22 protein-coding genes are annotated in these 25,637 nt (G+C 66.9%); 11 read left to right on the top strand and 11 right to left on the bottom strand.

The window, feature by feature from the left end:
• Positions 1-55 precede the first annotated feature (55 nt).
• Positions 56-559, bottom strand: a complete 504-nt coding sequence (locus G6N08_RS18695; RefSeq protein WP_281352779.1) for a ferritin-like domain-containing protein — start codon at positions 557-559, stop codon at positions 56-58.
• Positions 556-1,080: a hypothetical protein gene (locus tag G6N08_RS18690; protein WP_163759830.1), complete on the bottom strand. Its 525-nt coding sequence runs from the start codon at positions 1,078-1,080 to the stop codon at positions 556-558. The genes G6N08_RS18695 and G6N08_RS18690 overlap by 4 nt, the downstream gene beginning before the upstream one ends.
• A gap of 187 nt (positions 1,081-1,267) precedes the next feature.
• On the opposite strand from G6N08_RS18690, the gene rimP reads away from it, so the two are divergent.
• From rimP to G6N08_RS18655, 7 genes are all read left to right on the top strand, one after another.
• On the top strand, positions 1,268-1,795 hold the full coding sequence (gene rimP / locus G6N08_RS18685; protein ID WP_163759827.1) for a ribosome maturation factor RimP: 528 nt from the start codon (positions 1,268-1,270) through the stop codon (positions 1,793-1,795).
• Entirely contained in the window at positions 1,792-2,835 is a 1,044-nt protein-coding gene (gene nusA / locus G6N08_RS18680; RefSeq protein ID WP_163759824.1) for a transcription termination factor NusA, read from the top strand. The genes rimP and nusA overlap by 4 nt, the downstream gene beginning before the upstream one ends.
• A gap of 375 nt (positions 2,836-3,210) precedes the next feature.
• Positions 3,211-3,573 carry a YlxR family protein gene (locus tag G6N08_RS18675; RefSeq protein ID WP_218033400.1) on the top strand — a complete coding sequence of 121 codons (363 nt, stop codon included), beginning with the start codon at positions 3,211-3,213 and terminating at the stop codon, positions 3,571-3,573.
• Positions 3,574-3,638: 65 nt separating this feature from the next.
• On the top strand, positions 3,639-6,338 hold the full coding sequence (gene infB / locus G6N08_RS18670) for a translation initiation factor IF-2 (protein ID WP_163759821.1): 2,700 nt from the start codon (positions 3,639-3,641) through the stop codon (positions 6,336-6,338).
• 75 nt (positions 6,339-6,413) lie between these two features.
• Positions 6,414-6,929, top strand: coding sequence for a 30S ribosome-binding factor RbfA (gene rbfA / locus G6N08_RS18665; RefSeq protein WP_163759819.1), 516 nt, complete (start codon positions 6,414-6,416; stop codon positions 6,927-6,929).
• The gene (locus G6N08_RS18660; protein WP_170301278.1) at positions 6,907-7,905 is read left to right on the top strand and encodes a DHH family phosphoesterase; all 999 of its coding nucleotides are present in this window, start codon (positions 6,907-6,909) and stop codon (positions 7,903-7,905) included. Before rbfA ends, G6N08_RS18660 begins: the two co-directional genes overlap by 23 nt.
• 51 nt (positions 7,906-7,956) lie before the next feature.
• Positions 7,957-8,235 carry a hypothetical protein gene (locus G6N08_RS18655; protein ID WP_174813308.1) on the top strand — a complete coding sequence of 93 codons (279 nt, stop codon included), beginning with the start codon at positions 7,957-7,959 and terminating at the stop codon, positions 8,233-8,235.
• A gap of 245 nt (positions 8,236-8,480) precedes the next feature.
• Here G6N08_RS18655 and G6N08_RS18650 read toward each other — a convergent pair whose 3' ends face one another.
• The 7 genes from G6N08_RS18650 to G6N08_RS18620 form a co-directional block, all read right to left on the bottom strand.
• The gene (locus tag G6N08_RS18650; protein ID WP_163759813.1) at positions 8,481-11,081 is read right to left on the bottom strand and encodes a LuxR C-terminal-related transcriptional regulator; all 2,601 of its coding nucleotides are present in this window, start codon (positions 11,079-11,081) and stop codon (positions 8,481-8,483) included.
• Between the two features lie 1,304 nt (positions 11,082-12,385).
• A complete protein-coding gene (locus G6N08_RS18645; protein WP_163759809.1) occupies positions 12,386-13,144 on the bottom strand; it encodes an enoyl-CoA hydratase in 759 nt (252 codons plus the stop codon).
• A gap of 107 nt (positions 13,145-13,251) precedes the next feature.
• Positions 13,252-14,169, bottom strand: a complete 918-nt coding sequence (locus tag G6N08_RS18640; RefSeq protein WP_163759806.1) for an NHL repeat-containing protein — start codon at positions 14,167-14,169, stop codon at positions 13,252-13,254.
• A 65-nt stretch (positions 14,170-14,234) separates the two neighbouring features.
• Positions 14,235-15,398 carry a DUF1501 domain-containing protein gene (locus tag G6N08_RS18635; protein ID WP_163759802.1) on the bottom strand — a complete coding sequence of 388 codons (1,164 nt, stop codon included), beginning with the start codon at positions 15,396-15,398 and terminating at the stop codon, positions 14,235-14,237.
• 58 nt (positions 15,399-15,456) lie between these two features.
• On the bottom strand, positions 15,457-16,962 hold the full coding sequence (locus G6N08_RS18630) for a DUF1800 domain-containing protein (protein ID WP_163759799.1): 1,506 nt from the start codon (positions 16,960-16,962) through the stop codon (positions 15,457-15,459).
• A gap of 118 nt (positions 16,963-17,080) precedes the next feature.
• Complete coding sequence (locus tag G6N08_RS18625; protein WP_174813307.1) at positions 17,081-17,647, bottom strand: DUF7676 family protein; 567 nt, start codon at positions 17,645-17,647, stop codon at positions 17,081-17,083.
• A gap of 191 nt (positions 17,648-17,838) precedes the next feature.
• Positions 17,839-19,587, bottom strand: a complete 1,749-nt coding sequence (locus tag G6N08_RS18620; RefSeq protein ID WP_163760890.1) for a PPE family protein — start codon at positions 19,585-19,587, stop codon at positions 17,839-17,841.
• Positions 19,588-19,897: 310 nt separating this feature from the next.
• Between G6N08_RS18620 and G6N08_RS18615 the strand changes: the two genes are divergently transcribed.
• On the top strand, positions 19,898-20,497 hold the full coding sequence (locus tag G6N08_RS18615) for a DUF1802 family protein (RefSeq protein WP_163759796.1): 600 nt from the start codon (positions 19,898-19,900) through the stop codon (positions 20,495-20,497).
• On the opposite strand, the gene G6N08_RS18610 is transcribed toward G6N08_RS18615, so the two are convergent.
• Positions 20,456-22,147, bottom strand: coding sequence for a CocE/NonD family hydrolase (locus G6N08_RS18610; RefSeq protein ID WP_246216807.1), 1,692 nt, complete (start codon positions 22,145-22,147; stop codon positions 20,456-20,458). The genes G6N08_RS18615 and G6N08_RS18610 overlap by 42 nt on opposite strands.
• Positions 22,148-22,368: 221 nt before the next feature.
• Positions 22,369-22,944, bottom strand: a complete 576-nt coding sequence (locus tag G6N08_RS18605; protein WP_218033399.1) for a DUF3558 domain-containing protein — start codon at positions 22,942-22,944, stop codon at positions 22,369-22,371.
• A 117-nt stretch (positions 22,945-23,061) separates the two neighbouring features.
• Between G6N08_RS18605 and pptH the strand changes: the two genes are divergently transcribed.
• The 3 genes from pptH to truB are packed head-to-tail and all read left to right on the top strand — an operon-like array spanning position 23,062 to position 25,603.
• Complete coding sequence (gene pptH / locus G6N08_RS18600; RefSeq protein ID WP_163759790.1) at positions 23,062-24,054, top strand: ACP phosphodiesterase PptH; 993 nt, start codon at positions 23,062-23,064, stop codon at positions 24,052-24,054.
• On the top strand, positions 24,051-24,728 hold the full coding sequence (pptT, locus tag G6N08_RS18595; protein WP_163759787.1) for a 4'-phosphopantetheinyl transferase PptT: 678 nt from the start codon (positions 24,051-24,053) through the stop codon (positions 24,726-24,728). Before pptH ends, pptT begins: the two co-directional genes overlap by 4 nt.
• A complete protein-coding gene (gene truB, locus G6N08_RS18590; protein ID WP_163759784.1) occupies positions 24,725-25,603 on the top strand; it encodes a tRNA pseudouridine(55) synthase TruB in 879 nt (292 codons plus the stop codon). The genes pptT and truB overlap by 4 nt, the downstream gene beginning before the upstream one ends.
• Positions 25,604-25,637: the final 34 nt, after the last annotated feature.

The raw sequence follows: 25,637 nt of genomic DNA, 5'->3' as shown, positions 1-25,637 counted from the left end.
CCGGAGTCGCCCGCATAACTTCCCGACCCAAGACGGCCCCGCAGAATCTGCACCCTCATTCACTGCCGCCGGGAAACGCAGTGGTGATCGGCCATGCCCCCAACACCTGGTTCCAGCGTGCGGCCAAAACCGCGCTCTGCGTCAGGGCGGTCACTCCGAATGCGCGGTCCGGGGGTGTCTGCGCCTGTTCGATGACCGCGCGCCAGGCCACCGCGCAATCATTTTCCATCCGCACAGCCAACCGCGCCGCGTCGCGCTCGGTGTTGACCGGTATCGGCAGTTGGTAGCCTGCCGCGGCGATCGGCGCCGGCACCGAACGGGCCGCCAGCAGCTCGATGACGTGGTCGCGGCGTTGGCGGTGCTGCTCCAGCGCGGTCGCGACCAGGTCGTTGACACCCGGCTGGGCGTGCGCGGACACGATGCCGTAACCGTAGATAGTGGCGTGTTCGGTGGCCAAAGCGTCACGAAGGGCCGCGTTGGCCGCAGCGCTCTTATCACTCCCGCCCGGGCGTCGTGATCCCGACGACGGCGCGCTGGGGGTGGACTGCGGGGAGGTCACGGCTTGACCCCTCCGGGCGCCAGCGCCACCGAGTACGCGGCGGTGCATGCCGCGGCGATGGAGCCAAGCAAACCGGCCCGGTAACCCGACAGGGTGGCCGCCAGTCGAGTGGCGCTGTCAGCGGAGGTGCGCAGCGAGTCGACGACATCGGAGAGCGTCGGCGCGGGAGCGGCCGGTGTGGTGGTGGTGGTGGTCGCGCTGGTCGCAGCCTTGGTGGTATGTGTCGAGCGTCCGGCGATGCGGTCGATTTCAGTGGCCAGCGCCTGGGCATGTCGTGCGCGTTCCGCCGAGACCTCTTTCAGGGCGGCAGCGGTGTGCGCCAACTCGGCGGCGGCAACTGCTGCGGCGAGCTCACTGTCGTGGCGGGCCAGCTCCAACTGCGATTGCAGGTCGTCGACCGCAGGCGGTGGGGGCGGTGAGCCACACGCGGGCGCGACCACGCCGCACAGGGCGAGGGCGGCACCCCCGGCGAGCAGTCGTCGCCGGCTGACGGCGGGCATAGTGCCTGACACAGGCCACATCCTGCCATCGCGAGCGCAGCGCCATGAAGCGGTCACCGGTGTTCGCCACACCGGCCGATCGCTAAATCTGGCGTATCGTTGGTAGCTGGTTCGCGTGGAACGCCGGCTCAGGCGGACCGCAAGGCCGCCGACGCCGCCCTCCCGGCGACACTGTGCTGACCCGACAACTCAAGATGAGGAGCTCGCTGTGGCCACCGGGCTACCGTCGCAAACGCAGGTGATCGAGCTACTCGGTGGGGAGTTTGCGCGCGCCGGGTACGACATCGAAGAGGTCGTCATCGACACCCGCGCTCGCCCACCGCGGATTACGGTGATCGCCGACGGTGACACCGCGCTCGACGTGGACACCATCGCAGCGTTGTCGCGCTCTGCATCAGAGTTGCTGGACAGCCTGGGCAGCATCCGGCGGCATTACATCCTCGAGGTCAGCTCGCCGGGTGTGCAGCGGCCGTTGACGACCGGGAAGCACTTCCGCCGGGCCCGTGGCCGCAAAGTCGAACTGTCGTTGTCGGATGGATCACAGCTGAGCGGCCGAGTCGGTGAGACGCGGGGCGACACGGTGGCGCTGGTGGTCCGAGCTGGCCGGGACTGGACGATTCGGCATATCCCGCTTGACACAATCACCAAGGCCGTTGTGCAAGTTGAGTTTTCACCGCCCGCCGCACGAGAATTGGAGCTGGCGCGGCAGGCAGCGGGCACGGAGGCCGGGATATGAACATCGACATGGCCGCGCTGCACGCGATCGCTGTGGATCGGGGCATTTCATTCGATGAGCTGCTCGAGGACGTCAAGGCCGCGGTGCTCAGCGCCTACCGACACACCGAAGGACACCAGGCCGAGGCGCGTATCGAGATCGACCGCAAAACCGGTGTCGCCCGGGTCATCGCCCGCGAGACCGACGCCGACGGCAATGTCATCAGCGAATGGGACGACACTCCCGAAGGGTTCGGCAGAATCGCGGCCACCACTGCACGGCAGGTGATGTTGCAGCGATTCCGCGACGCGGAAAACGAGCGCACCTACGGCGAGTTTTCCACCCGGGAGGGAGAGATCGTCGCGGGCGTGATCCAACGTGACAGCCGCGCCAATGCCCGTGGTCTTGTCGTTGTCAGGATCGGCAGCGAAACCAAGCCGTCCGAGGGCGTCATTCCGGTGGCCGAGCAGGTTCCCGGTGAGAGCTATGAACACGGCAACCGGTTGCGCTGCTATGTGGTGGGTGTGAGCCGCGGTGCCCGAGAGCCGCTGATCACGTTGTCGCGTACCCACCCCAACCTGGTCCGCAAGCTGTTCTCGCTGGAAGTCCCCGAGATCGCGGACGGGTCGGTGGAAATCGTCGCCGTCGCCCGGGAAGCAGGTCACCGGTCCAAGATCGCGGTGGCGTCACGGGTGCCAGGTTTGAATGCCAAAGGTGCGTGCATCGGTCCCATGGGACAGCGGGTCCGTAATGTGATGAGCGAGCTGTCCGGCGAGAAAATCGACATCATCGACTATGACGAGGATCCCGCCCGCTTTGTCGCCAACGCGCTGTCACCGGCGAAGGTCGTCTCGGTGACGATCATCGACCCCGTGGCCCGGGCTGCTCGGGTGGTGGTGCCTGATTTCCAGCTGTCGCTGGCTATCGGCAAGGAGGGCCAGAACGCGCGGCTGGCCGCCCGGCTCACCGGATGGCGTATCGACATTCGCGGCGATTCGCCCGGACCCGGGGCAGACCAGCACGACCAGGATGCCAGTCACGGCGTGGCCCACGGCCATTAGCGTTCCGGTGCTGTGAGGGCCACCCGGCACCGCGAATCGGCCGGGGTTGCGGTCACCTCAACGCCACCGGCGCGTGCAGCTCACCGTGTCAGGTAACAACACCCAGGCAGATCTCTCCGGCGACGACGCGGGCGGGTTCCGCTGGGTCACAGCGGAATCGACCGTGCTGAGATCCCGCCAGTCTGCCGTTCCGTCAAGCAGCGGTTCTCCGGCGTACATCCTCGCGCGCGTGACCTGCCGCTGCTGCGGGTGCGGCCGGCGCACCGGTGACGCGCTGTCGCCCTGCGGCACGTGCCGGAGCCACTGGTCCTGTCCGATGCCGGACCCGATCGCCGGGTGGTTCTGAGTCACGGCGAGGTGAAGGTAGACTAAGCCGTGACCCAGCGCGAGATTTCGACCCCGACGCGTCGGCATACCAGAGGACCGGTGCGCACGTGCGTCGGGTGCCGGAAGCGAGAGCTGGCCGTCGGACTGCTTCGCGTGGTGGCTGTATCGAGCGGGAACGGCGCATATGCCGTGATCGTTGATCCAGCGAGGAGCCTGCCGGGGCGGGGTGCGTGGCTGCATCCGGTACCGGAGTGTGCGAAGTCGGCGATCCGGCGGCGAGCTTTCACACGAGCGCTGCGTATCGCCGGTTTACCGGACACATCGGCGGTAGTCGAGTACGTCAGTTCGCTCGACGCACCGGCCAACAGAATAGGTAGCAAAGGACATGAGCACACCGTGAAGTCCCGATGACCATGCGTCATAGCTAAACCGAGGCGCGGCCCACCACCGCTGTCGCCTCATGGACAGGAGATCGAGTGGCAGGTAAGGCCCGCGTACACGAGTTGGCCAAGGAACTCGGTGTTACGAGCAAGGAAGTTCTCGCCCGGCTAAGCGAGCAGGGTGAATTCGTCAAGTCGGCGTCCTCGACGGTGGAGGCACCCGTCGCGCGCCGGCTGCGTGAATCGTTTGGCGGCGGTAAGGCGGCCGAGCAGAAGGCCGTGGACAAAGCGTCCGGCAACGGGGAGGCCGGCGCTGCGCCAAGCACACCCGTGGACACAGGTGTGGCTGAGGTTCCGGCCAAAACCACTGATCGCACGCCATCCGCCCCTGCCGCATCCAGGCCGGCCACATCGCCGGCGGCGCCTGCAGCGCCGACCGCTGGAGGCCTCTCGGCCGCACCGCCCAGCCATCCGGCGGCCCCGTCCGGCGCCACACCCGGCCCCCGTCCGAGTCCGGCGCCGAAGCCCGGGATCCGCACACCGCGCGTCGGTAACAACCCGTTCTCGTCGTCGCAGCCCATTGATCGGCCCATCCCGCGGCCGCAGGCACCTCGGCCGGGTGTTGGCCGCCCCGGGGCGCCACGTCCGGGCATCTCCCCGGGCAGTATGCCGCCCCGGCCCGGGGCTCCCGGTGGTCAAGCCCGTCCGCCGCGTCCGGGCGGGCCGCGACCCGCGCCGGGGGGCCGTCCCGGTATTCCAGCCGGCGGGCGTCCCGCAGGAGGTGGCGGCACCTACCGCGGCGGCGGGGTCGGCGCCCCGCCGGGTGTCGGTTACCGCGGCCGTCCCGGCGCCGCCGGTCGTCCCGGTCAGCGCGGTGGGGCCGCTGGGGCGTTCGGCCGTCCCGGCGGTGCACCCAAACGTGGACGCAAGTCCAAGCGGCAGAAGCGCCAGGAATACGACTCGATGCAGGCCCCGGTCGTCGGCGGTGTGCGGCTTCCCCACGGCAACGGTGAGACCATCCGGCTGGCCCGCGGGGCGTCACTGGCGGATTTCGCGGAGAAGATCGACGCTAATCCGGCCGCACTGGTGCAGGCGCTGTTCAACCTCGGTGAGATGGTCACCGCGACCCAGTCGGTGGGTGACGAGACCCTTGAGTTGCTGGGCAGCGAGATGAACTACAACGTGCAGGTCGTCAGCCCCGAAGACGAGGACCGCGAGCTGCTGGAGTCCTTCGATCTGACCTATGGCGAGGATGAGGGCGGTGAGGAGGATCTGCAAGTCCGCCCGCCGGTGGTGACTGTGATGGGCCACGTCGACCACGGGAAAACCCGGCTGCTGGACACCATCCGCAAAACCAATGTCCGCGAGGCCGAGGCCGGCGGTATCACCCAGCACATCGGCGCCTACCAGGTCGCTGTCGAGCATGACGGCACCGAGCGGCTCATCACATTCATCGACACCCCGGGCCATGAGGCATTCACCGCGATGCGTGCCCGCGGTGCGCAGGCTACCGACATCGCGATCCTGGTGGTGGCCGCCGATGACGGCGTGATGCCGCAGACAGTGGAGGCCATCAACCACGCGCAAGCTGCGGACGTGCCAATCGTGGTGGCGGTCAACAAGATCGACAAGGAAGGGGCCGACCCGGCCAAGATTCGTGGGCAGCTCACCGAATACGGTTTGGTGCCTGAGGAATTCGGCGGCGACACCATGTTCGTCGATATCTCCGCCAAGCAGGGCACCAACATCGACCAGCTGCTTGAGGCGGTGCTGCTGACCGCTGACGCGGCCCTTGACCTGCGGGCCAACCCTAATATGGAAGCCCAGGGTGTGGTGATCGAGGCGCAACTGGACCGCGGTCGCGGTCCGGTGGCCACGGTGCTGGTGCAGCGCGGCACGCTGCATGTGGGTGATTCGGTGGTCGCCGGCGATGCCTATGGCAGGGTGCGCCGCATGGTCGACGAGCACGGTGCGGATGTCGAGGCGGCGCTGCCGTCGCGGCCGGTTCAGGTGATCGGATTCACGTCGGTGCCGGGCGCGGGTGACAACTTCCTCGTCGTCGACGAAGACCGCATCGCCCGCCAGATCGCCGACCGCCGGAGCGCGCGCAAGCGCAATGCGATGGCGGCTCGCGCCCGCAAGCGGATCAGCTTGGAAGATCTGGATTCGGCGCTGAAGGAAACCAGCCAGCTGAACCTGATCCTCAAAGGTGACAACGCCGGGACCGTGGAGGCACTGGAAGAGGCCCTGATGGGCATCCAGGTCGACGACGAGGTGGCGTTGCGGGTCATCGACCGCGGGGTCGGTGCGATCACCGAAACCAACGTCAATCTGGCGTCGGCGTCGGATGCGATCATTATCGGGTTCAATGTGCGCGCCGAGGGCAAAGCCACCGAGCTGGCCAATCGCGAAGGTGTCGAGATCCGCTACTACTCGGTGATCTACCAGGCCATCGATGAGATCGAGAAGGCGCTGCGCGGCCTGCTCAAGCCGGTGTACGAAGAGGTTCAGCTGGGCCGCGCCGAGGTTCGCGCGCTGTTTCGGTCCAGCAAGTTCGGCGTCATCGGCGGGTGTCTGGTCACCTCCGGAGTGGTGCGCCGCAACGCCAAGGCCCGGCTGCTGCGGGACAACATCGTGGTCGCCGACAACCTCACGGTGGCCTCGCTGCGCCGGGAGAAGGATGATGTCGCCGAAGTCCGTGAGGGCTACGAGTGCGGTTTGACACTCGGCTACTCCGATATCAAAGAAGGGGACGTCGTCGAAACGTACGAGCTGGTCCAGAAAGAACGGGCCTGACGACCGAGGGAACCCAAGGCCGCGAGGCGCGGCGGAACGAAGCGAACATGGCCCATGAGGCTAGGAGTGTCCGTGATGGCTGACCCGGCTCGAGCGCGGCGGCTGGCCAAGCGGATCTCGGCGATCGTTGCGTCGGCGATCGAGTACGAGATCAAAGATCCGCGGCTGGACGGCGTCACGATCACCGATGTGAAAGTGACCGCTGATCTGCATGACGCGACGCTGTACTACACGGTGATGGGCCGCACCCTGGACGACGAACCGAACTACGATGGCGCGGCCGCCGCGCTGGAACGGGCCAAAGGGGTGCTGCGCTCCAAGGTCGGGGCTGGCACCGGTGTGAGGTTCACCCCCACCCTGACGTTCGTGCGCGATCCGGTGCCCGACTCGGTGCACCGGATGGAGCAGTTGCTGGCTCGTGCCCGTGCCGCTGATGCCGATCTGGAGCGGGTTCGTTCCGGTGCCAAGCCGGCGGGGGAGGCCGATCCGTATCGAGGGGGCGGGGAACTGTCTCCCCCGGCTATGCGGGGTGAGCAGCCCGACGGGTGGACGACCACAAAGGACACCGGTGACGACGGTCGACGCGACTGATCCGGCCGCAAACGCTAGACGGGTCAACGCCGTCGGTGCTGCCGAGCTGCTGGCGGCCGCGACGAGAATCGCCGTGGTGTGTCATGTCTACCCGGACGCCGACACGATGGGCGCCGGCCTGGCCCTGGCGTTGGTCCTGGACCGGTGCGGAAAGAAGGTCGAGGTCAGCTTTGCCGCGCCGGCGACGCTGCCGGAGTCGCTGCAGTCGCTGCCCGGCGCGCAGCTGCTGGTCAGCCCCGACGCCATGAGCCGTGACGTCGATTTGGTTGTCACGGTGGACATTCCAAGTGTCAGCCGACTCGGCGCGCTCGGGGATCTGGCTGCGCCAGGCCAAGAAGTACTGGTCATCGATCATCACGCCTCCAACCAGCTGTTCGGCACCGCGAACTTCGTCGACGCCTCGGCAGACTCCACCACAATGCTGGTCGCCGATCTGCTCGACGCGTGGGACAAGCCCATCGACGCAGACGTGGCGTACTGCATCTACGCCGGGCTGACGACCGATACCGGTTCATTCCGTTGGGCCAGTCCGCGCGGATACCGGCTGGCGGCACGGCTGGTCGAGATCGGCGTGGACAATGCTGCGGTCACCCGTTCGCTGCTGGACACCCATCCGTTCGTGTGGTTGGCGATGCTGGCGCGGGTGCTGGGATCGGCGCAACTGGTGCCCGACGCGGCCGGCGGTCGTGGGCTGGTCTATGTCATCGTGGGGCATCAGGAGTGGGTTGCCGCCCGGCCGGAAGAAGTCGAAAGCATCGTCGACATCGTGCGCACAACCCGGGAAGCCGAAGTGGCTGCGGTGTTTAAAGAAGTCGAGCCGCGGCAGTGGTCGGTGTCCATGCGGGCCAAGGCCGCGGTGGACTTGTCCGTCGTGGCGCAGCGGTTCGGCGGCGGTGGCCACAAACTGGCTGCGGGTTACTCGGTCACCGGCTCCGCCGTCGATGTCGTTGCCTTGTTGCGCGCCGCACTCGGCTGATCGACAGTGACGAACCGGGGCTGAACCGCTGCCCGAAGGTCGACGGATGGTGTGGCTGCACTGAACCGACCGGTGCCCGGGGCAGGGCTGACGCGGTTCACGGCGCGGCGTCTGCTCGTCGTGGGCGGTGCCCCCCGCATCGCTGGTGTCACGACGACCGGTGTGAAGTTGAACGCCAACCCCGCGGGAGATCCCGACTATCTCTTCACGGCGGCGCTCAACGGTCAGACATCCGTCGTGGTCATGGGCAGCGCAGACACACAAATCAACCCCCAACAGGTCATGTCGAACCTCCTTGTCAAAGCCGTGTCGGCGGTCCGCGCGCAATAGCGCCACGGCCGCACCGGCGGCGACCGCGCGGCTGTCTGAGACGGTCCCGGCATGTCAACCGCTGCCCCGCGCCGGCTGGGCGTCGCTGTGCGCCTTCGTCACCGCGACCACATCCCATACCGACGGAGATTGCAGCCCTTATGTTTTCACCGGATTCGAATGAATCTGAGCGCGTTGAGCACGTTGGGATCCTCGTCCTGCTCACTATCCCACCCCAGACCAGCGGGGTGAGGGAACGGTCTCGGTCACGTGTTGATGTCCCGGCAAACGATCTTTGCGAGTTCATCGCGATCGGATACGTCGAGTTTGATGCACGCGCGGTAGATGTGGCCCTCGACAGTTCGCACCGACACGGTCAGCCGATCCGCGATTTGCCGGTTTGACAATCCCTCCGCAACCAGTGCGGCGATCTCCCGCTCGCGGGAGGTCACCGGAAGAGGTCGTGCCGCGGACCTGATCGCCGGTGTTGTCGCTCCGCCGCATTGTGCGGCCAGTCGTAGCGCCCGCGCTGACAACTCGGCATTTTTGCGTTGCTCACCGGCGCGGTTATGCAACGCTGCGGCCTGTGCGGCGGTGTCAGCTGCCGACAGGATTACGCCGGCGTCTTCGAATTCCACACTCAAAGCGTCCAGCGCGGCAGCGTCGCAGGCGGCCACCGCGGCCGCGTGGCGGGCATAAAGATCCACCAGTCGTCCACCAACGTGCGCGGTCGTCGCCGCGAGCTGACTCACGACCGTGCGATCGCCAAACCGTGCGGCGTGGTGCAACGCCTCGGCTTCGACGGCGTACTGGCCAGCGTTGTGTGCGCTATCGGCAGCGGCTCTGGCTAATTCGACGGCACGTCCTTGAAGACCTTTGGCCGCGGCGTGCCATGATTTGGCGATGGTCAGCTGCGGGGCGTGCAGCGCCAGGTGCGGTCCGGTATGTTCGGCTGCGTCGGTAAACACGCGTTCCGCCTCTTCGGTGCGGCCAAGAGCCGCATAAGCTTTCGCTAACAGGGTTCTTGCCGGCAGCCGCCACGGCATGGAGACTTCGGCAGCCTGCGCGGCAACTGCCTGCTCGAGTGCGGAGATGGCGTCGGGAAACTTGCCGCGGTAGACCGCCACAAGGCCGGCCGTGATTTTCGCAATAGCCCACGCTAAACGCTGTCCAGGAGAAGAGAATTCAGCGTAATCGGCTGCACGCCTATCGGCCCGGTCCAGCTCCCCGATAGAGGTGAGTGCGAGCACGTCGCAGTAGCGCACCATAACCCGGATCATGCCCTCAGTGGCCTTCTGCCCGGCACGGCACCGGGCGGCGATCGGTTCAAAGTCCGCACCACGGCCAGCGACCGGCATAGCCAGACCTGCGGCGAAAGCGGCCCATTCGACCGCTTGTTTCGGAGCGTGCTCATCGGCTAAGACACGCTCAGCTTCGGCAATGCCTTCAGCAACCCTATTCTCATGCACCGCTATAGCCGAACCGGTGGCTTCTACCACAAGCTTCAAAGCCGGGTGTTGCACACGTTGACGCAACAACGCCAAGACGTGATTGGCCCGTGCGACATCGCCCATTGACCAGAACAGAATCGACAGATGCGGAATGCCCCACTGGACGAGCTGCAACTCGTCAAGGTCCGCGGGTTCAAACCGGGCGAGAATCTCATCAGCCTGCACCGGATGACCCTGCCACAGCAGTGCGCGCGACAGTAGCTCAGCTTCCTGCACCCCACCGCTGCGCTCAAATGCCGCGCGGGCGATCCGTTCGCCCAGCGGAAGGTTCGACAGGAACATCGCGTCCTTGGCCGCGGCGACAAGGAGATCCGTGCCGACGGTCTGATCACTGTCGACACAAAGCTGCGCCAGGCGGATGCGGCCGGCGGCGGAGTGAAGTTCGCGCTCGCGCAGAACCTGCACGAGGCGGCCCCGGAGTTTTCGCGCCGACGCAGTGCCGATACGGCGGCGAACCACATCGCCAAAGAGCGGATGGCTGAACCGTGCATTGACATGTGCGCCGTCGTGGCCAACCCGGATCAACCCGTGCATCTCAGCCGTGTCGATCGCCTCCTCACCGGCCAGTTCGCAGAGCGTGTCGATTTCGAGCGGTTCGCACAATGCCAACAGCTTCATTGCGTTCACAACTCCAGCGCCTGCGTGATCGAGACGGTTTTCCAACAACGCTGCCAAACCGGACGGAACAACGGTGGGTCCCCGCAGCTGCCACACCCCGTCGATTTCGGCGAGGGTTCCGGCATCCAGTGCCCCCTCGACCATATGCCGGATGAACAGCGGGTTGCCGCCCGATGATTCCCACATGACATCAGCGCTGAGACCCTCGAGCGTCCCACCGAGGACTCGTTCGACAAGCGCGATCGTCTGCTCTTTGGTGAACGGCTGCAGCTCCAGGCGCTGCAAGTAGCCGTCCTTCCACAACGAGGTGACAGCGTCGGGAACCGGCTCGCCGCTGCGGACCGTGGCCAGAATACGGGCGGCCCGGTCGACCGCGATTTGGTGCAGCATTGTCGCGGACAGTTGGTCTAAGAAGTGCGCATCGTCGATGCTGACGACCGTATCGCGCTCGGCGAGAATTGATTCGCGTGCCGATGCGATAAGCGTGATCGGGTCGCGCGACGCTGACGGATTCACCCATTGCGCGAACGCGCCCAGCGGGATGCTGCGCGAGGATTCGGTACAGGCCGCCCAGCGCACCTGGGAACGCGGCGAGGTCGTCACGGCACGGGCCAGCGTTGTCTTACCGACACCTGCGGCGCCGAATAAGACGACGCCGCAACTGTCACCGCCGGTCAGCGCAGACCGAATCCTGTCGTGCTCCAGGGGACGCTCGAGCAGCTGCCAACGGCGGCCCATGGAATCCGAGTGTAAGTCGCCACGTCAGGTTCGGTGGCCATATCGGTCAAGACGACGGTAATCCGCCGGCAGCGGATTTTCGGGATGCTGTCTGAAGAGCAGAGGCTGTGAGGGGCAACTCGGGTTAAAGCCGATACATTTCGCGCGCCATGCGCGAATCTTCAAGGAAGTCCAAGCACGACGGGTAATGCCTTCGCCGTGAATCAGCCGCTGGTGGGGCGACGATACGCGGGGCGAGGGCATGAGTCATTCGCTTCCACCACCGAGTCGACGGCGCCCGCACCGCCGCCGCGGTGCCAAACAGAACCTGTTGTTCGGTGATGACAGCCGGTGCTGGCCTCGGCTGATCAACGTCACTGAGCGACGTTGCGGGTGTCGGCTCCACACCATCGTCTAGCGACAGCGGAGTCGAGGACGGTAATCGCGGCATTTCAGTGTTCCTCCTTAGCCGTACGGCCTTGCGGCCGGTTGAACTCATTTGGGGGTGCCAGGAACGTATCGGCGGCCCTGCACGCTATGCGCGGGTAGCGACTACTCGTTTCGTGCCGGCTATTGACGGGGGCAACGCGTAGCAATGAGGGCGTTTAGCCGTGCGAACGGGGCGGGAATATGGTGTTGATTCCCCGTTTTCGGGGTGGGATAGCACAGGTCCGCGCGTTATCTGTCACGATCTGAGTAACTCGTCGTGGCGTGCACTGCCCACCGCGACCGTATATCCCGGCGCATCCGCAGAGCCGACCTGTTCCCGGGAACGACGAACTGCCGTTCGTCTGTTGGGCTGCTTTAGTTTTGGCTCGACGAACGAGGGCTCGCACCAGCACCGGCGTCAGCCTCGCGGCAGTGACCGGCTGCCCGTGTGACAGTAGTCGGCAGGTGCGGTGTCGGCGAGCATGACAACGAGATACCCGGGTGGTTCACGGAGATCGACCCCGGAGTACAAAAGCGTCATCGGCTCCGCCCGGTGCTCGGTGTCGGCAAAGCGTGCCAGGTTTTCGGGCATCCGTCAGATGCGACCCAAGCCCGGTAGGGGCAATGTCGCAGGGTCCTAACCCGTCGTTACCTTCCTGGAGCAGACCGCGGCGAAACGAATTCAGGTAGCGCACTACTCGCAACGGCAGGCGGGTTTCATCAAACGATGTGTCAATGACGAATACCGCAGCTGGCCACCAGATACGTTCGGCCAGAACCGAAAACACCTCGGTTCCGGTAGGTGCCTGCAGCGCAAGCGCCCGCCAGGGTCGTTGTTTCCCCAATCTGGTGACCGCCCGGCCTCGCGAGCACCGCGTAATTAAGACGCGATTCGATCAACGCACCTGCGTGCGTCCGCGCTGCAGCACGGCTTCGCGGTTGGCGGCGATGTCGTCGCCGCTGGCGGTGCGCATCCACTGCCTGGCCGCGGCCGCCTCCAGCCACAGCCCCGCGCTGGTGTGGCACTCGTCGATACGGTGATAGGAGGCCAGCAGCGCCCGCACCGCGTGTTGGTTGTTGCCGACGACAGATGCCGCCAGCCGGCGGGCGGCGGGCAGCAGCTTCTCGTGCGGCACCACTTCGGTGACCAAGCCGGCCCGCAGCGCCTCGCCGGCGGACAGGTAGTCGCCGGTCAGGCTCATCCGCCGGGCCAGGCCCACACCCACCCGTTGCGGCAGCCGGACGCTCAGCCCCCAGGTGGGCAGCAGCCCCACCCGCGCATGCGTGTCGGCGAATCGTGCCTGCTCCGAGGCGATCAGGATGTCGCAATAGAGCGCCAGCTCAAGCCCGCCCGTGACGGCGGCGCCGTTGATCGCGCCGATCACCGGCTTGCTCATCGACGGCCACCGCGGCGAGATGTCCGGTAGCGCCGATTGGGCGCCCAGTTCCTTGAGGTCCAGTCCCGCGCAGAACGCCGGATCGGTACCGGTGAGGATGATGACATCGACCGCGTCATCGGCCTCGGCGTCGGCGAGGGCGGCGAAAACCCGGTCACGCAGTGCCGCGGACAGCGCATTGCGCGCCTGCGGCCGGTTGAGCGTCAAGGTGCGCACGCGCTCGCGGGTGTCGGTCAGCAGAATGTCGTCGTCGGTCATGTCATCACGCTAGAACGTGTCGATCCAGCCGCGTCCGACCCGCCAATCACGCTCACACAATGGCCGCACCGGAAGTCTCCGCTGCCGGCGCGCTGCCGCAGGCACTGTCACAGCCGATCACCGGCTGTCCAGGGGGGCTCGTAGATTTGGACCCGATGGCGACCCGAATCTGCCACCAGCAGCTGCCCTTGCGGTCCGATGACCATACCAACCGGCCGGAAGAAGCGTTGTTCCTCGGCGTAGCGGCTCGCTTCTTGCCGTCGCTGGTTCACCTGCGGGTACATGTCCAGCCACTGCTGTGCCCACCGCGAAAGCGTGGCGTCACCGGCTAAAGTTCCCCGGTGCCGGCCCTGCTCGTCGAATACCTGCACGCAGTCGTGCCCCCAATCCGACACGGACAGCCCTCCGGCTGCGTCCACCGCAAGACCTGCGGGGCGACTCAGCAGACCCTGCCCGTAGATCCCGCGCACATCACCGTCGGGACCGAAGCGCTGCACCCGGTTGTTGCGCCAATCGGAAACCCAGATGTCACCCCGGGGGCCGATCGCCACACCCCAGGGCATGTTGAGCTGCCCGGGTTCGGCGCCGAAGGAGCCGAAGCACGACACCAGGGTCCCCTCCGGCGTGAACCGCTGCACCCGGGCGTTGAGCGCGTCGACGACCCACAGGCAGCCGTCGTTGTCGACCCGGAGTCCCGCGGGCCGGTCCAGCTGGCCGGGGCCGGACCCCCGGGTTCCCCAGTGCATGACGCAGGTTCCGTCCGGATCGAAGACCGAGATCCGGTGCAAATCTTCGTCGGCGACATAGATTCGACCATGGCGATCGGTGGCCACAGCCGTCGGCGCCAGGAAACAGCCGGGCCCGGTGCCGAAGCTTCCGATCTCAGCGAAGCTGCGCTCGTCAAGCGATGTCACCGTTATGCGCGGGTTCTTGTCCTTCCAGGCGCTGGACCTGCTGAGCACATACACCGTGTCGTCGTTTGTGAGCGCCACATCGACCGGATGGCTGAAGCCCTGTCCGCTCATGCGGGCCACGCCGATGGCGCGGCAGCGCGGTCGCGTCTCACGAACCCCGGTAAGCCCGGCGGTGCTCATGCTGCCGCCCGAAGGGGAAGCTGCTCGAAGCGGGTGTTGGTGCCCAGCACGTCTCGGGCGTCCACGTCGAGGAACTGCTCGAGGATTGACGCATACATGGCGCGAAAGTCGGTGCTGGGCCGCACATCTCCCTCGTCCTGCGCTTCCGGCGCCAGATTCGGGTATTCGCCATACAGTCCACCGGCCACCTCGTCGCCGATGAGGAAGGCCACCCCGCCCGCGCCGTGGTCGGTCCCGATGTTGTTCTCGGCGATGCGTCGACCGAACTCGGAGAAGACCAGGACCAGTGTGGTGCGCCGCAGCCCCAGGTTGTCCAGGTCGGTGAAGAACGCCTCGAGAGCTGCCGAGACCTTCTCCCAGAGCCGAGCGTGCGACGCCACCTCGTCGGTATGGGTGTCGAAGCTGCCGAAACTGGTGTAGAAGATGCGGGTTCCCAGGTTTCCCGCCATCACCGTGGCCACGCCTTTCAGGTCCGTGGCGATCTGGTTGAACTGCGGGTACTCGACGCGGGAGCGATACGCCGCGGCGGCGGCGTTGAGCATTGCGATGCCCTGCTGGGCGGACCGGCCGGTGTTGAACAAGCGAGGCGACCCCCACGCTGTCTGGGGGTTTGGCTGGCGAGAGTAGGCGTCGTGGACCACCCGCAACAGGCGGTCACGGCTATCCCCGGGCCCGATATCGGGGAACAGGCCGTACTTGTCGAGGCTGCTCACCGATGCTGCCGGGACCCCTGGCAGGGACAGGGCCCTGGGCAGGCCGCGCCCGAAGTTCACCGCCAGTACTGGGTTGGTGTGCCGGGGGTCGAGCAGTGAGGCGACCTTGGCCAACCACCCCTCCAGCTTCACCTCGTCCGGTTCGGCGGTGTGCCAGATGTCCATGGACCGAAAGTGCGAACGGCTGTGGTTGGGGTAGCCGATTCCCATCACCACCGCCACCTTTTTCTGCTCGTAGAGGCGCGCGATCGGCGCCAGGGCCGAACTGAAGCCGACCCGCTCATCGATGGGCAACACGGCGTCCTCTCCGAGCGCGACATGGGGCCGGAAGTCGTAGTAGCGGCCGTCGGCGTAGGGAACGACCGTGTTCAGATAGTCGTTACCGCCCGTGAGCTGCACAACCACCAGCCGGGTCGGTTCTTGGGATGCAGTCACCGGTGTGGTCACCTCTGTCACCTTTGCTAGCGATGTCGACGGGTTCGGTGCTCGGTGTGGGCCAGCTGTCTCAGCAGTACTGGTAGTCGGGGGTCGACACAATTGCCCTCAGCAACTCCAGCGTGTAGCGCTCAACCGCGTGGGCGCCGGCGCGGGGCGCCGGCGGGTCGGCCAGGTGTTCGGTTAACACCTGACGTGTTTCTGGCGAGATTTTCAGCGAGCCCATTGCCTGCAGACACGCGTCCACCCAGGCGGCGGGTGTCTGGTCGGCACAGTTTTCCAGCCATGCCCGGACCCGGGCCACGATGCGCTGAACCCCCGGGGCTTCGGGGTGGGTGATCTCGGCGCTGGCGCAATTGATCCGCTCGATCAACCCCGCGCTGTCGATCCACTCCTCACCTTCATGCCACCCCTCCACAGAGGGCGGGTTGAGCAGGGACTGGCCCATGAAGTGCGCGTTGCGGGCAAGCTCGGCGACATCGGTGGTGGGCAGCTGCCAGCGGCCGGTGAGCCGGGCCGTGCCGACCATCAGCTCGACGGGGCTTTTGACCTTGCGGTAGCGCACCTGCTCGGACCGGAAGTGATCGGAGGTGAAGACGGCTCGCAGCAGGCTGCGCACATCACCACCGGTGTCCAGGAACACCGCGCTGAGCCGGGCGATTTCGGCGCGGCCCGACTCATCGGGTTCGTCGGCGACGAAAAAGCGGTAGAGCCGATCGCACAGGAACCGGGCGGTCGCCGGCTGCTGGACGATGATGGCGATGATGTCGTCGCCGTTGAAGGGGCCGGTATGGCCCAAGAAGGTCTTGTCGGTGGCGTCGTGGTCAGACTCGTCGTAGCGGAACGCGGCCGGGAAGGTGCCCAGGAAGAACTGCGGCATCATCGGGATGACCCCCCAGCCGGTGAACGCTCGCGCCGCCGCTTTGACGTCGGCCTCGGTGTAGTTGCCCACCCCCATCGTGAATAGCTCCAGGAGTTCCCGGGCGTAGTTCTCGTTGGGTGCGTCCTTGTGATTGGCCTGGTTGTCCAGCCAGAACAGCATGGCCGGATCTCGGGAGAGGCTGCGCAGCAGTTCTTCGAAGCCGCCCATGCCGCGCCGGCGGAACATCTCGATCTGCTCGAGCTGGGCCGAGCACGGCAGCGGGTATTTGACGCCGGTGGCGAACAGCCCGTGCCAAAACAGCGCCATCTTCTCCTGCAGCGGACGGGTGGTGGTGAGCAGCCGCCACATCCACTGCGGCCACGCGTACTCGGGGCTGCGTGGGCCCACCGAGGCCGTGAAGTACCGGTCCACCAGGTCGTGATCGGGGTAGCAGCCGTATGTTGGCGTTTCCTCGGGCGGGTTCACCAGTGCTTCGACGGTGGCCTGGTAACCCGCCGCCAGATAGGAGTCGAGTTCGTCGGCCGTCGCGCCGAAACCTGCCCGGCGCAGCAGGTGCGCCATCTGCTCGCGGTCGCTGGTCGCGGGTGATGCTGAAAGTGCCGGGTCCACCAGCGTGGGTGGCGTCATTGCTGTCGCCTCGTGTGGATGGGCGTGGGTCGTCGTGCCTGAATCTCCGACGTTGGTTTCAGCCACGACTGTAATGTGCGTCACACTAGTCGTGCAAGTGGTTTGCAGGAATCCGGGAGCGGGGATGAAGCAGCGCCGGGCCCCTGGCGGCCACCGGTGGCCTGGTTTTTGCGCCGCCGGCCACCTAGCTGTGCCGAAAACCCTTGCCGGCGCGATCGAATGGGTCGGGACTCAGCCCTAGATACCGGGCCCGGAGCTTGTCCCATAATTCCAGCTGTCCCCAGGCCGGCTCGTCGCGAATCTGCTGGTGGTTGGTGAGAAACGGGTTCGGCAACATCACTGTCATCATCTGTTCGCCCCGTCCGTTGTAAAGACGCACACCCCATGAGCAGGGGAATCCGTCGCTGGCGAGGCGACGGTAGAGCTCCGCTCGCGCGCATTTCCGGATCCGGCCGAGTTCGCGGCCGCGTCCCTGGTTTTCGCCGATGCACAGGTGGAAATGCCAGCGGCCGAAGTCGACCGTGGCGTAGCCGTCGTGCATCGAGATCCGCCGGGGCGGATTGGGCGCCGCCACTTCCCAGGCCGCGCCCTCCATGATGATCCCGAACCAGATTTGGTCCCAGTACTCGTCGAAGCAGATGTGGATCAGCTCGAGCAGGCTCGCCTCGTCGGCGGGCAGCGCCCAACGCTGTTCGCGGCCACCGCTTTCGGTTTCGACAATGGCGGGGGCGGTGGTGTCGATATCGGTCATTGGGGAACCCTTCCCCGGCCGTTGCGCCGGCTTAGATAACACCGTACTCGCCGTGCGGCGAGCCTGATACTCAGCGGATCCCGCCACCACATCGTCGCAGCAAATAAGGCAACGCACGCATGGCCGCCGCGCACCGCTCATGATGCTGCCTCGCCAGTAGGGTCGCTTGGGTTGATGCGCAATGAGTTTCATTAAGTGTCGTTCTGCGAGTCCTTCTGGTCGGGAAGCCGCGCGGACTCCCGGTCCGCGTCGCGCTCCCAGGTAGCCGGCATCATCGGCACCCACGAGCCGCCGCCGGCCGAGTCGTCGGCCAGAGCGGCCAGCCCCGCTGGGTGTGCGGTGGTCCGCTTGCGCGTGGTCCCGGTGAAACCAATCGATCCGGCAGCGCCATCCGAGACCGGCGCCGCGCCGGGCTGGTTGTCCCGGTCTTCCGCCGACGCGCCGGGTTCTGGCTCCACATCCATGTACTCATAGCCGCGACCGAGCATTGTGACCTTCGCTCGCCGGCGTCGGCGGTCCCGCGCCTTCTGCCCAGCCGCCGCCGCGGCCGCGGCGGCCGGGATCTCGGCCTGATCGCGGGTCGGCGCCCGAGCCTTGGCACGGGCGCTCGCCCGAACCTCGGCGGGAAGGCTTCCCACCACATAGGAGAAACCCGGCATGCCTGCGGCGGCCGGGGGCGGTGGGGCGGGCGCTGGTGGCGGTGGGCCCGCGGCCGTGGGGGGTGCGGGCGTTGCGGTGGGCGCTGGCGCGGGGGCCGGAGCGGGAGCTGGGGTCGGGGCCGGGCTCAACGCCGGAGCCAGCGCCGCGACGGGTGGTGTGACGGGCACCGTAGCCGGCGGCGCCAGACCGGCCAGCCCCGCCAGCCCCGCCACGCCCGCGACGCCGCTCAGCGCACCCACGGGGGCGGCGACCGGGGCCAAAGCGGCGGTCAGCAGGGGAAGAACAGCCGGGATCAGCGACGTCGCTGTGTCGAGCAGCCAGTGCAGCAACTGGATGATATTCGTGACCAGAAACGAAATGAATTCGATAGCGTTGAATATCAAAACGATCGCCACAATTGCGGGATTACCCGTCGCCGCGGCTATCCCTACCACCTCGGGTAAACCGGCCAGTGTGCCCGACACCAAGCTAGAGACCAAGGCGGCAAATGTGCCCGGGTCGATGGGTACCGCCGCATACGCCAGGTTCGCGGGGCTGAAGAAAAAGAACGGGTTGCCGATGAAGGCAAATTCTCCAGGGGGGATTCCCTGAAGTGCGACATTGCCTAGCGGCCCCAGCAGGTTGTCGTAGAAGTCGGTGTAGAGCGGATTGGTCGACAGCTGCGTCAAGAGGTTGAATATCGAATCCACGGCCGACGTTGCGGGGCTGGTGGCGGCTTGTGGCGGGTCGGATGTGGCGTTGGATTTCACGATCTGCGGCGCGGGGCTGGTCTGCGGCGTGGCGGCCACCGCTGAGGTGGCGATCGCCTGGTAGGTGCCCATCGTGGTGGCGGCCTGTATCCACATCCGCACGTAGTCGGCCTCGTTGAGCGCGATTGGGATGGTGTTGATGCCGAAGAAATTCGTCGCCACCAATACCGCGTGGGTGGCGTGGTTGGCGGCCAGTTCGACCAGTGTCGGCATGGCCGCCAGCGCGCTGGTGTAGGCGGCTGCCGCGGTTTCTTGCTGGCTGGCCGTGGCCGCACTGTTGGCGCTGGCCTGCATCAGCCACGCCAGATACGGCGCATTGGCGGCGACGTACGCCGCAGCGGTCGGACCGTCCCAGACGCCGGCCTGTACCGCGCCCAACACCGCGGTCAGCTCGTCAGCGACCCCGGCGTATTCGGCGCTGAGTGAATTCCAGGCCGCAGCCGACGCCAGCAGCGGCCCCGGCCCGGGGCCGCTGGAGAGCAGCGTCGAATGCACCTCCGGGGGAAACGCCATCCAGATCGGCGCGGTCACGGTGCCTCCCACCCGTGCGCAGACGTCAGCGCCGCTGCCGCGCTGTAGACGGGAGGGTGGGCGCTCGGCGTATCGAGTTTCCCGGGCGGGTGAGCCGGCTTTGCGCGATCGGTGATCGTGTGTGGTGGTGTGGGTGCGGAGTCCGCCAGCGCTGGTGGCGTCATCGCTTTCGCCTCTGGGGGTGGCTGTGGATTCGGTCAACCGACGGTCCAGCACGACTGTAATCTGCGTCACACTAAGACTGCAAGTGATTCGCAGGAATCCCAGGGATCGCGGGCGGCGGAGCCGGCGGGCCCCTATCGTCGAAGGTATGGGCACCGGACCGGGCAGAGGCGAGCCGGCGGCCTCAGCGGCCGAGCCTGCGACGGTCCCTGCGCTCAAGGAGTGGAGTGCGGTGGTGCGCGCGCTGCTGGACGGGCGCCAGTGGGTGCTGCTGCGCAAGGGCGGCATCGGTGAGAAGCGCTTCGAGGTGGCGGCCCGGGAGTTTCTGCTGTTCCCCACGGTGGCCCACAGCCACGCCGAGCGGGTCCGGCTAGAACACCGAGACCTGCTCGCCGCCGCAGCCGCCGACAGCACCGGTGAGCAGGTGACTGTGCGCGCTGCAGCGAAAGTCGTTGCCGCAGTGTCGGTTAACCGTCCGGATAACCTGGAGGCGATCGAGGACCTGCACATCTGGACCGCCGAGTCGGTGCGCGCTGATCGGCTCGACTTCCGGCCCAAGCATCGGCTGGCGGTGTTGGTGGTGCAGGCCGTGCCGCTGGTCGAGCCGCTGCCGCTGACCCGCACACCCGAGTACGCCGGCTGCACCAGCTGGGTGCAGCTGCCGGTGACAGCCCGGTTGGCCGCCCCGGTGCACGACGACGCGACCCTACGCCGGGTCGCCGCCCGGGTGCGCGACGCCGTCGGATGACGCGACCGGAAGCAGCAGCCGCGAGGCTCCGAAATGCACCACGTGGGTGACTGGTTGGACCCGCACCCCCGACACCATCGGCTCGCCGGTGCCGAGGTTGCGCGCGTAGCGGGGATGGCAGCCCCCGGCGACCAGAACCCGGATACGCGATCCCGCGGTGAACCGATGGGCGATGGCATCGAGCCGGACACGGATGCGATCTGTCGGCTCGGCCAGCCGCCGGTAGCCGTCACTGACATTCACCGAACGGCCCCGGGCGTCGAGCTGGCTCACCCGCACGAACACATCCAGATGAGGATTGTCGGAGGTATGTGCCAGCTCGATGACCGGGTTGCCACGCACATCGAGATCGTCGGTGAGCACCGCGCCGGTGAAGGTGAGCACGTCGTCGCGCCGGGCAAGGCGGGTGTCGTTGCGGTAACCGCCGACGGGGGAGAGCAGCGGACCACCGATGGTCGGTGTCGGGTCGGTGGGGTCATACCGGAATGTCGCGGGCGGCGAGGTGGCCGGTGGCGGCGTCTCGGCCAGGCCGCCGCCGGGGTGCAGGTAGAGCGCGTACTGAGTCGTTGCCGGGGGCCAATCGGGCAGGTGAGCCCACCCGGCGCCGGTGACGAAGACACGGACCGGGCTGCGCCGCCGCGGCCCGGGCGCACCGCGCAGATGGGTGTCCAGCCAGTCCAGCGATTCCCGGGTGACGGTGCTCAGCCCTTTGGTGAGCAGTTGCGTGTGGGTCCACGGCCCCACCGTGAGCGCCACGTCCACCCCCCGCTCGCGCAGCCGGCGGTACTGTTCGATCGTCTGGTTGATAAACAGGTCTTGCCAGCCGCCCACCAGCAGGACCGGAACCTGCACCCGCTCCAGCGCGTCATCGAACTTCAGCGGATCCCAGAACGGGTCGTCGCGGTCGGGATGTTCCAGCCACGATTCGTACCAGGGGGCACCCGTGCCGAGCAGCGCCCGGCCGGCCGCCCCCATCGGCAACTCACCCGCCGCGCGTGTCACCTGCTGCGGGGCCCGCAGCTGGCGGATCGCGGCCCGGAGTCGTCCAGGGTCTTCCTGGTGGGCGATCAGATCACTCCAGCCCAGGAAGTCGGAGACCGCGAACGAGCCGGTGCCCCATGACGAGAGGCTGAAGTCGTGTGGGCCGGCGGTGATGACCGCCGCCGCCAGCTCCGGCGGAGGATCGGTGAGCAGCGCCCACTGGGTGAACCCCAGATACGAGATTCCGATGGTGGCGAAGCGGCCGGTGAACCACGGTTGCTCGCGTAGCCACACCACGGTGTCGGCGCCGTCGGCAGCTTCGTTGCGCATCGGCTCGAATACTCCGCCCGAGCCGAAGGTCCCGCGCACGCTCTGCAGCACGACGTGATAGCCGTGGGCGGCGTAGAGGTCCGCGAACACCACCGAAAACGGAAACCCGCGTCCATAGGGTCCGCGGACCAGCAGGGTTCCGCCGGGTGTGCCGGCACTGGTGGGAGCGTAGTGGTCAGCCAGCAGCTCGATCCCGTCGCGCATCGGCACCCGAACCCGGCGGACCGTGTACCCGGTGGTTGCCGGGGGCAGGCCCAGCATTCGGCCGAGTGCGCGGCTGCCGACTCGCCTGGCGAGCCAGCGCAGCCCGCGCGGCGGTCCGGTGGAAGTGGTCGTCACCGGCTCAGATTAGGGGGCGGCTGCTGGTCCTGAGCGTCCGACCCTGCGCAGACGGCTGTGGGAGGCGGCCCCGCCGCTGTACGCCCCACTGCGCCGGGCTGTGCCGATGCCGGGCGCAAAGACCGGGCGAAAAGGCCGACAAAAGACCTCCACAAGAGCTGCTGACAACCCCGCTAACGAGGCCGCTAAAAAAACCGCTAAAAAAACCGCTAAAAAAACCGCTAAAAAACGTAGTAGGGGGAAAGTTGCTGTGCCCGCTGCAAGTTGGTCGACGGGCAGTCGACATCGGGATTGGAGTAGATCGTCGAATAGAACAGCGACTGCTGGATCACCCCGTAGCTGGTTTTGAACGTCACCATGCACGACACGTACCAGTAGCTGTTGTGGTAGGTCGGCTTGAGCACCCAGTACTGGGCGGCGCGGTGGCCGTTGATCGTCGTCTCGACGGCGTCGGGCGGCAGCGTCTCCGCGTACCCACGCCAGATGATGGCCTCCACGGCCAGCTGGTAGTTGCCGGCGTCGTAGTGGCAGCGCAGCCCTTCCTCGTGCTCGGGAGGGGTGAACGACAGGCCCAGGCGCTGGATCACGTCGAACGGGATATCCTCGCACGGGTCGAACGGGCGCGGATTGGTGGTCGCCACGATCGGGCTTTTCATGGTCGTGGTCATCGGTTCGGGGGTCGATCGCAGCGCCACGGCCGCCCCGCTGGTGGCACGGGGTGGCGCGCTGGGCCAGCCCATGGTGATCGCCGCGGCCAGCGCTCCCAGCGTGATGAGCAGGCGCACCCTGGTGAGCATCGCACCCCCTGTTTTCCGCCAGCCGATGCCGGGAGTGTACAAGCGCCGCGCGTGCCGCCACAGCGGAAACAAGAACCTGTTCTCGTGGCGTCGGCTCCCCGCGGCGGGTGAGGGGGCATGGGGGACGAACCGGTGCCACCGGGCTGGCTAGGGTGGGAAGGCGTGGCAACAGGCGCGGGACCCCCGACCCTCTGGGCGATTTCCGACCTGCACATCGGCCACCTCGGCAACAAGCCAGTCACCGAGTCGCTGCGGCCCTCATCACCGGACGACTGGCTGATCGTCGCCGGAGACGTCGGGGAACGCATCGATGACATCCGCTGGTCACTGGATTTGCTGCGCCGCCGGTTCGCCAAGCTGATCTGGGTGCCGGGCAACCACGAACTGTGGACCACCGGTAGAGATCCGGTGCAGATCTTCGGCCGCTCCCGCTATGAATACCTGGTCAACATGTGCGACGAGATGGGCATCGTCACACCCGAGCATCCTTTCCCGGTGTGGACGGAGCGGGGCGGTCCGGCCACCATCGTGCCGATGTTTCTGCTTTATGACTACAGCTTCTTGCCCGAAGGGGCGACCACTAAAGCCGAAGGCCTGGCGATCGCGCGGCAACGCAACGTGGTGGCCACCGACGAGTTCTTACTCTCCCCCGAGCCCTATGCCACTCGCGAGGCGTGGTGTCGCGAGCGGTTACGTCTGACCCGTGCCCGCCTCGAAGAGCTGGACTGGATGATACCCACCGTGCTGGTCAACCATTTCCCGCTGGTACGCGAGCCCTGCGACGCGCTGTTCTACCCGGAGTTTTCGATGTGGTGCGGGACCACTGAGACTGCAGACTGGCACACCCGCTACAACGCGACTTGCTCGGTGTACGGGCATTTGCACATTCCGCGCACCACCTGGTATGACGGCGTGCGTTTCGAAGAGGTATCGGTCGGCTACCCACGGGAGTGGCGCCGGCGCAGGCCCTACAGCTGGTTGCGCCAGGTGCTGCCGGATCCGCAGTATGCGCCAGGCTATCTCAACGAGTTCGGGGGACATTTTGTGATCACTCCCGAAATGCGTGAGCAGGCTGAGCGGTTCCGGCAACGGCTGCGTCAACGGCAATGACAGAACCCCTGTTAATGTCGTCGGTGTTGCCTGCTGCCAGCCAGAATTTGGCCTACACGGAGCTGTACTCGGATCCGCCGGGCCTGACCGCCCTGCCCGACGAAGAGCCGTTTGTCGCGCGCTCGGTTGCCAAGCGGCGCAACGAATTCATCACCGTGCGCCACTGCGCCCGGATAGCGATGAGTCGGCTCGGGTTCCCGCCGGTGCCGATCCTCAAGGGCGACAAGGGTGAACCACTGTGGCCCGACGGCCTCGTCGGCAGTCTCACGCATACGACCGGATACCGCGGTGCCGTGGTGGGCCGGCGCGCCGCTGTGCGCTCGGTAGGTGTGGACGCCGAACCGCACGACGTACTGCCCGAAGGGGTGCTGGACGCGATCAGCCTGCCCGAGGAACGCCGGGACATCGAAGACCGCCCCGTCGGACTGCATTGGGACCGAATCCTTTTCTGCGCGAAGGAAGCAACATATAAGGCGTGGTTCCCGCTGACCAAGCGCTGGCTGGGTTTCGAGGACGCCCGTGTTACCTTCGACGCCGACGATTCGGCAAGCGCCGGCCGGTTCGTCTCGCACCTCCTCGTCGACGGCACGACGCTGACGGGGCCGCCGCTGACCACGCTGAGCGGTCGATGGGCGGTGGGTCGCGGCCTGGTGGTGACCGCGATCGTGCTATGAACGCCGGCATCGTCGTCGTCGACAAACCGGGCGGAATGACCAGCCACGACGTGGTCGCGCGCTGCCGGCGGATCTTCAACACGCGCAGGGTAGGACATGCCGGGACGCTGGACCCGATGGCCACCGGGGTGCTGGTGATCGGCATCGACCGTGCCACCAAGATCCTCGGCCTGCTGGCGGGGGCGTCCAAGTCGTATTCCGCCACGGTCCGGCTCGGCCAGGCCACCTCCACCGGTGACGCTGAAGGCCAAGTGCTGCAGGATGTTCCGGCCTCACACCTCGCCGACGCGGCGATTGAGACGGCAATCGCCGCGCTGCGCGGCGACATCACCCAGGTTCCCCCGGCGGTCAGCGCGGTCAAAGTCGGCGGCCGCCGCGCCTACCGGCTTGCCCGCGAAGGCCGCCCCGTCGAGCTGCCGGCCCGAAACGTGCGCATCGAGCGGTTCGAGATGCTGGCGGCGCGCCGCCACGGTCCGCTCATCGATGTCGACGTCGAGGTGGACTGCTCGTCGGGGACCTACATCCGCGCCCTGGCCCGCGATCTCGGTGCGGCACTCGGGGTCGGCGCGCATCTGGTTATGTTGCGGCGCACCCGCGTTGGCCGGTTCGGATTGCACCAGGCGGTCTGTCTTGACGAGCTGGCCCAGCACCCGCGGCTGAGCCACACCCTCGACGAGGCCTGCCTGTTGGTGTTCCCCCGCCGTGACATCAGCACGGACGAGGCCCGGGCCGTCAGCAACGGCGGGTCCCTCGCAGCGGCCGGTATCGACGGCATCTACGCGGCCACCACGGCCGAGGACCGGGTGATCGCGTTGCTGCGCGACGAAGGCCCGCGCACCAGCCCGGTGGTGGTCATCCGGCCGGCCACGCTGTAGACGCGGGTCGGGCGCCCACCGCCGGCCGCATTTA

The sequence above is a fragment of the Mycobacterium botniense genome (assembly GCF_010723305.1).
Classification (GTDB): domain Bacteria; phylum Actinomycetota; class Actinomycetes; order Mycobacteriales; family Mycobacteriaceae; genus Mycobacterium; species Mycobacterium botniense.
Note: the sequence above shows the minus strand (reverse complement) of the source record. Positions and strands in the feature narration are given on the sequence as shown.

Bases quoted from the DNA above. Each gene is read 5' to 3' on its own strand.
- G6N08_RS18690 (WP_163759830.1), bottom strand. From the start codon at position 1,080: ATGTGGCCTGTGTCAGGCACTATGCCCGCCGTCAGCCGGCGACGACTG.
- nusA (WP_163759824.1), top strand. From the start codon at position 1,792: ATGAACATCGACATGGCCGCGCTGCACGCGATCGCTGTGGATCGGGGC.
- rbfA (WP_163759819.1), top strand. From the start codon at position 6,414: ATGGCTGACCCGGCTCGAGCGCGGCGGCTGGCCAAGCGGATCTCGGCG.
- G6N08_RS18650 (WP_163759813.1), bottom strand. From the start codon at position 11,081: ATGGGCCGCCGTTGGCAGCTGCTCGAGCGTCCCCTGGAGCACGACAGG.
- G6N08_RS18645 (WP_163759809.1), bottom strand. From the start codon at position 13,144: ATGACCGACGACGACATTCTGCTGACCGACACCCGCGAGCGCGTGCGC.
- G6N08_RS18640 (WP_163759806.1), bottom strand. From the start codon at position 14,169: ATGAGCGGACAGGGCTTCAGCCATCCGGTCGATGTGGCGCTCACAAAC.
- G6N08_RS18625 (WP_174813307.1), bottom strand. From the start codon at position 17,647: ATGACCGATATCGACACCACCGCCCCCGCCATTGTCGAAACCGAAAGC.
- G6N08_RS18615 (WP_163759796.1), top strand. From the start codon at position 19,898: ATGGGCACCGGACCGGGCAGAGGCGAGCCGGCGGCCTCAGCGGCCGAG.
- G6N08_RS18605 (WP_218033399.1), bottom strand. From the start codon at position 22,944: ATGCTCACCAGGGTGCGCCTGCTCATCACGCTGGGAGCGCTGGCCGCG.
- pptH (WP_163759790.1), top strand. From the start codon at position 23,062: ATGGGGGACGAACCGGTGCCACCGGGCTGGCTAGGGTGGGAAGGCGTG.
- pptT (WP_163759787.1), top strand. From the start codon at position 24,051: ATGACAGAACCCCTGTTAATGTCGTCGGTGTTGCCTGCTGCCAGCCAG.
- truB (WP_163759784.1), top strand. From the start codon at position 24,725: ATGAACGCCGGCATCGTCGTCGTCGACAAACCGGGCGGAATGACCAGC.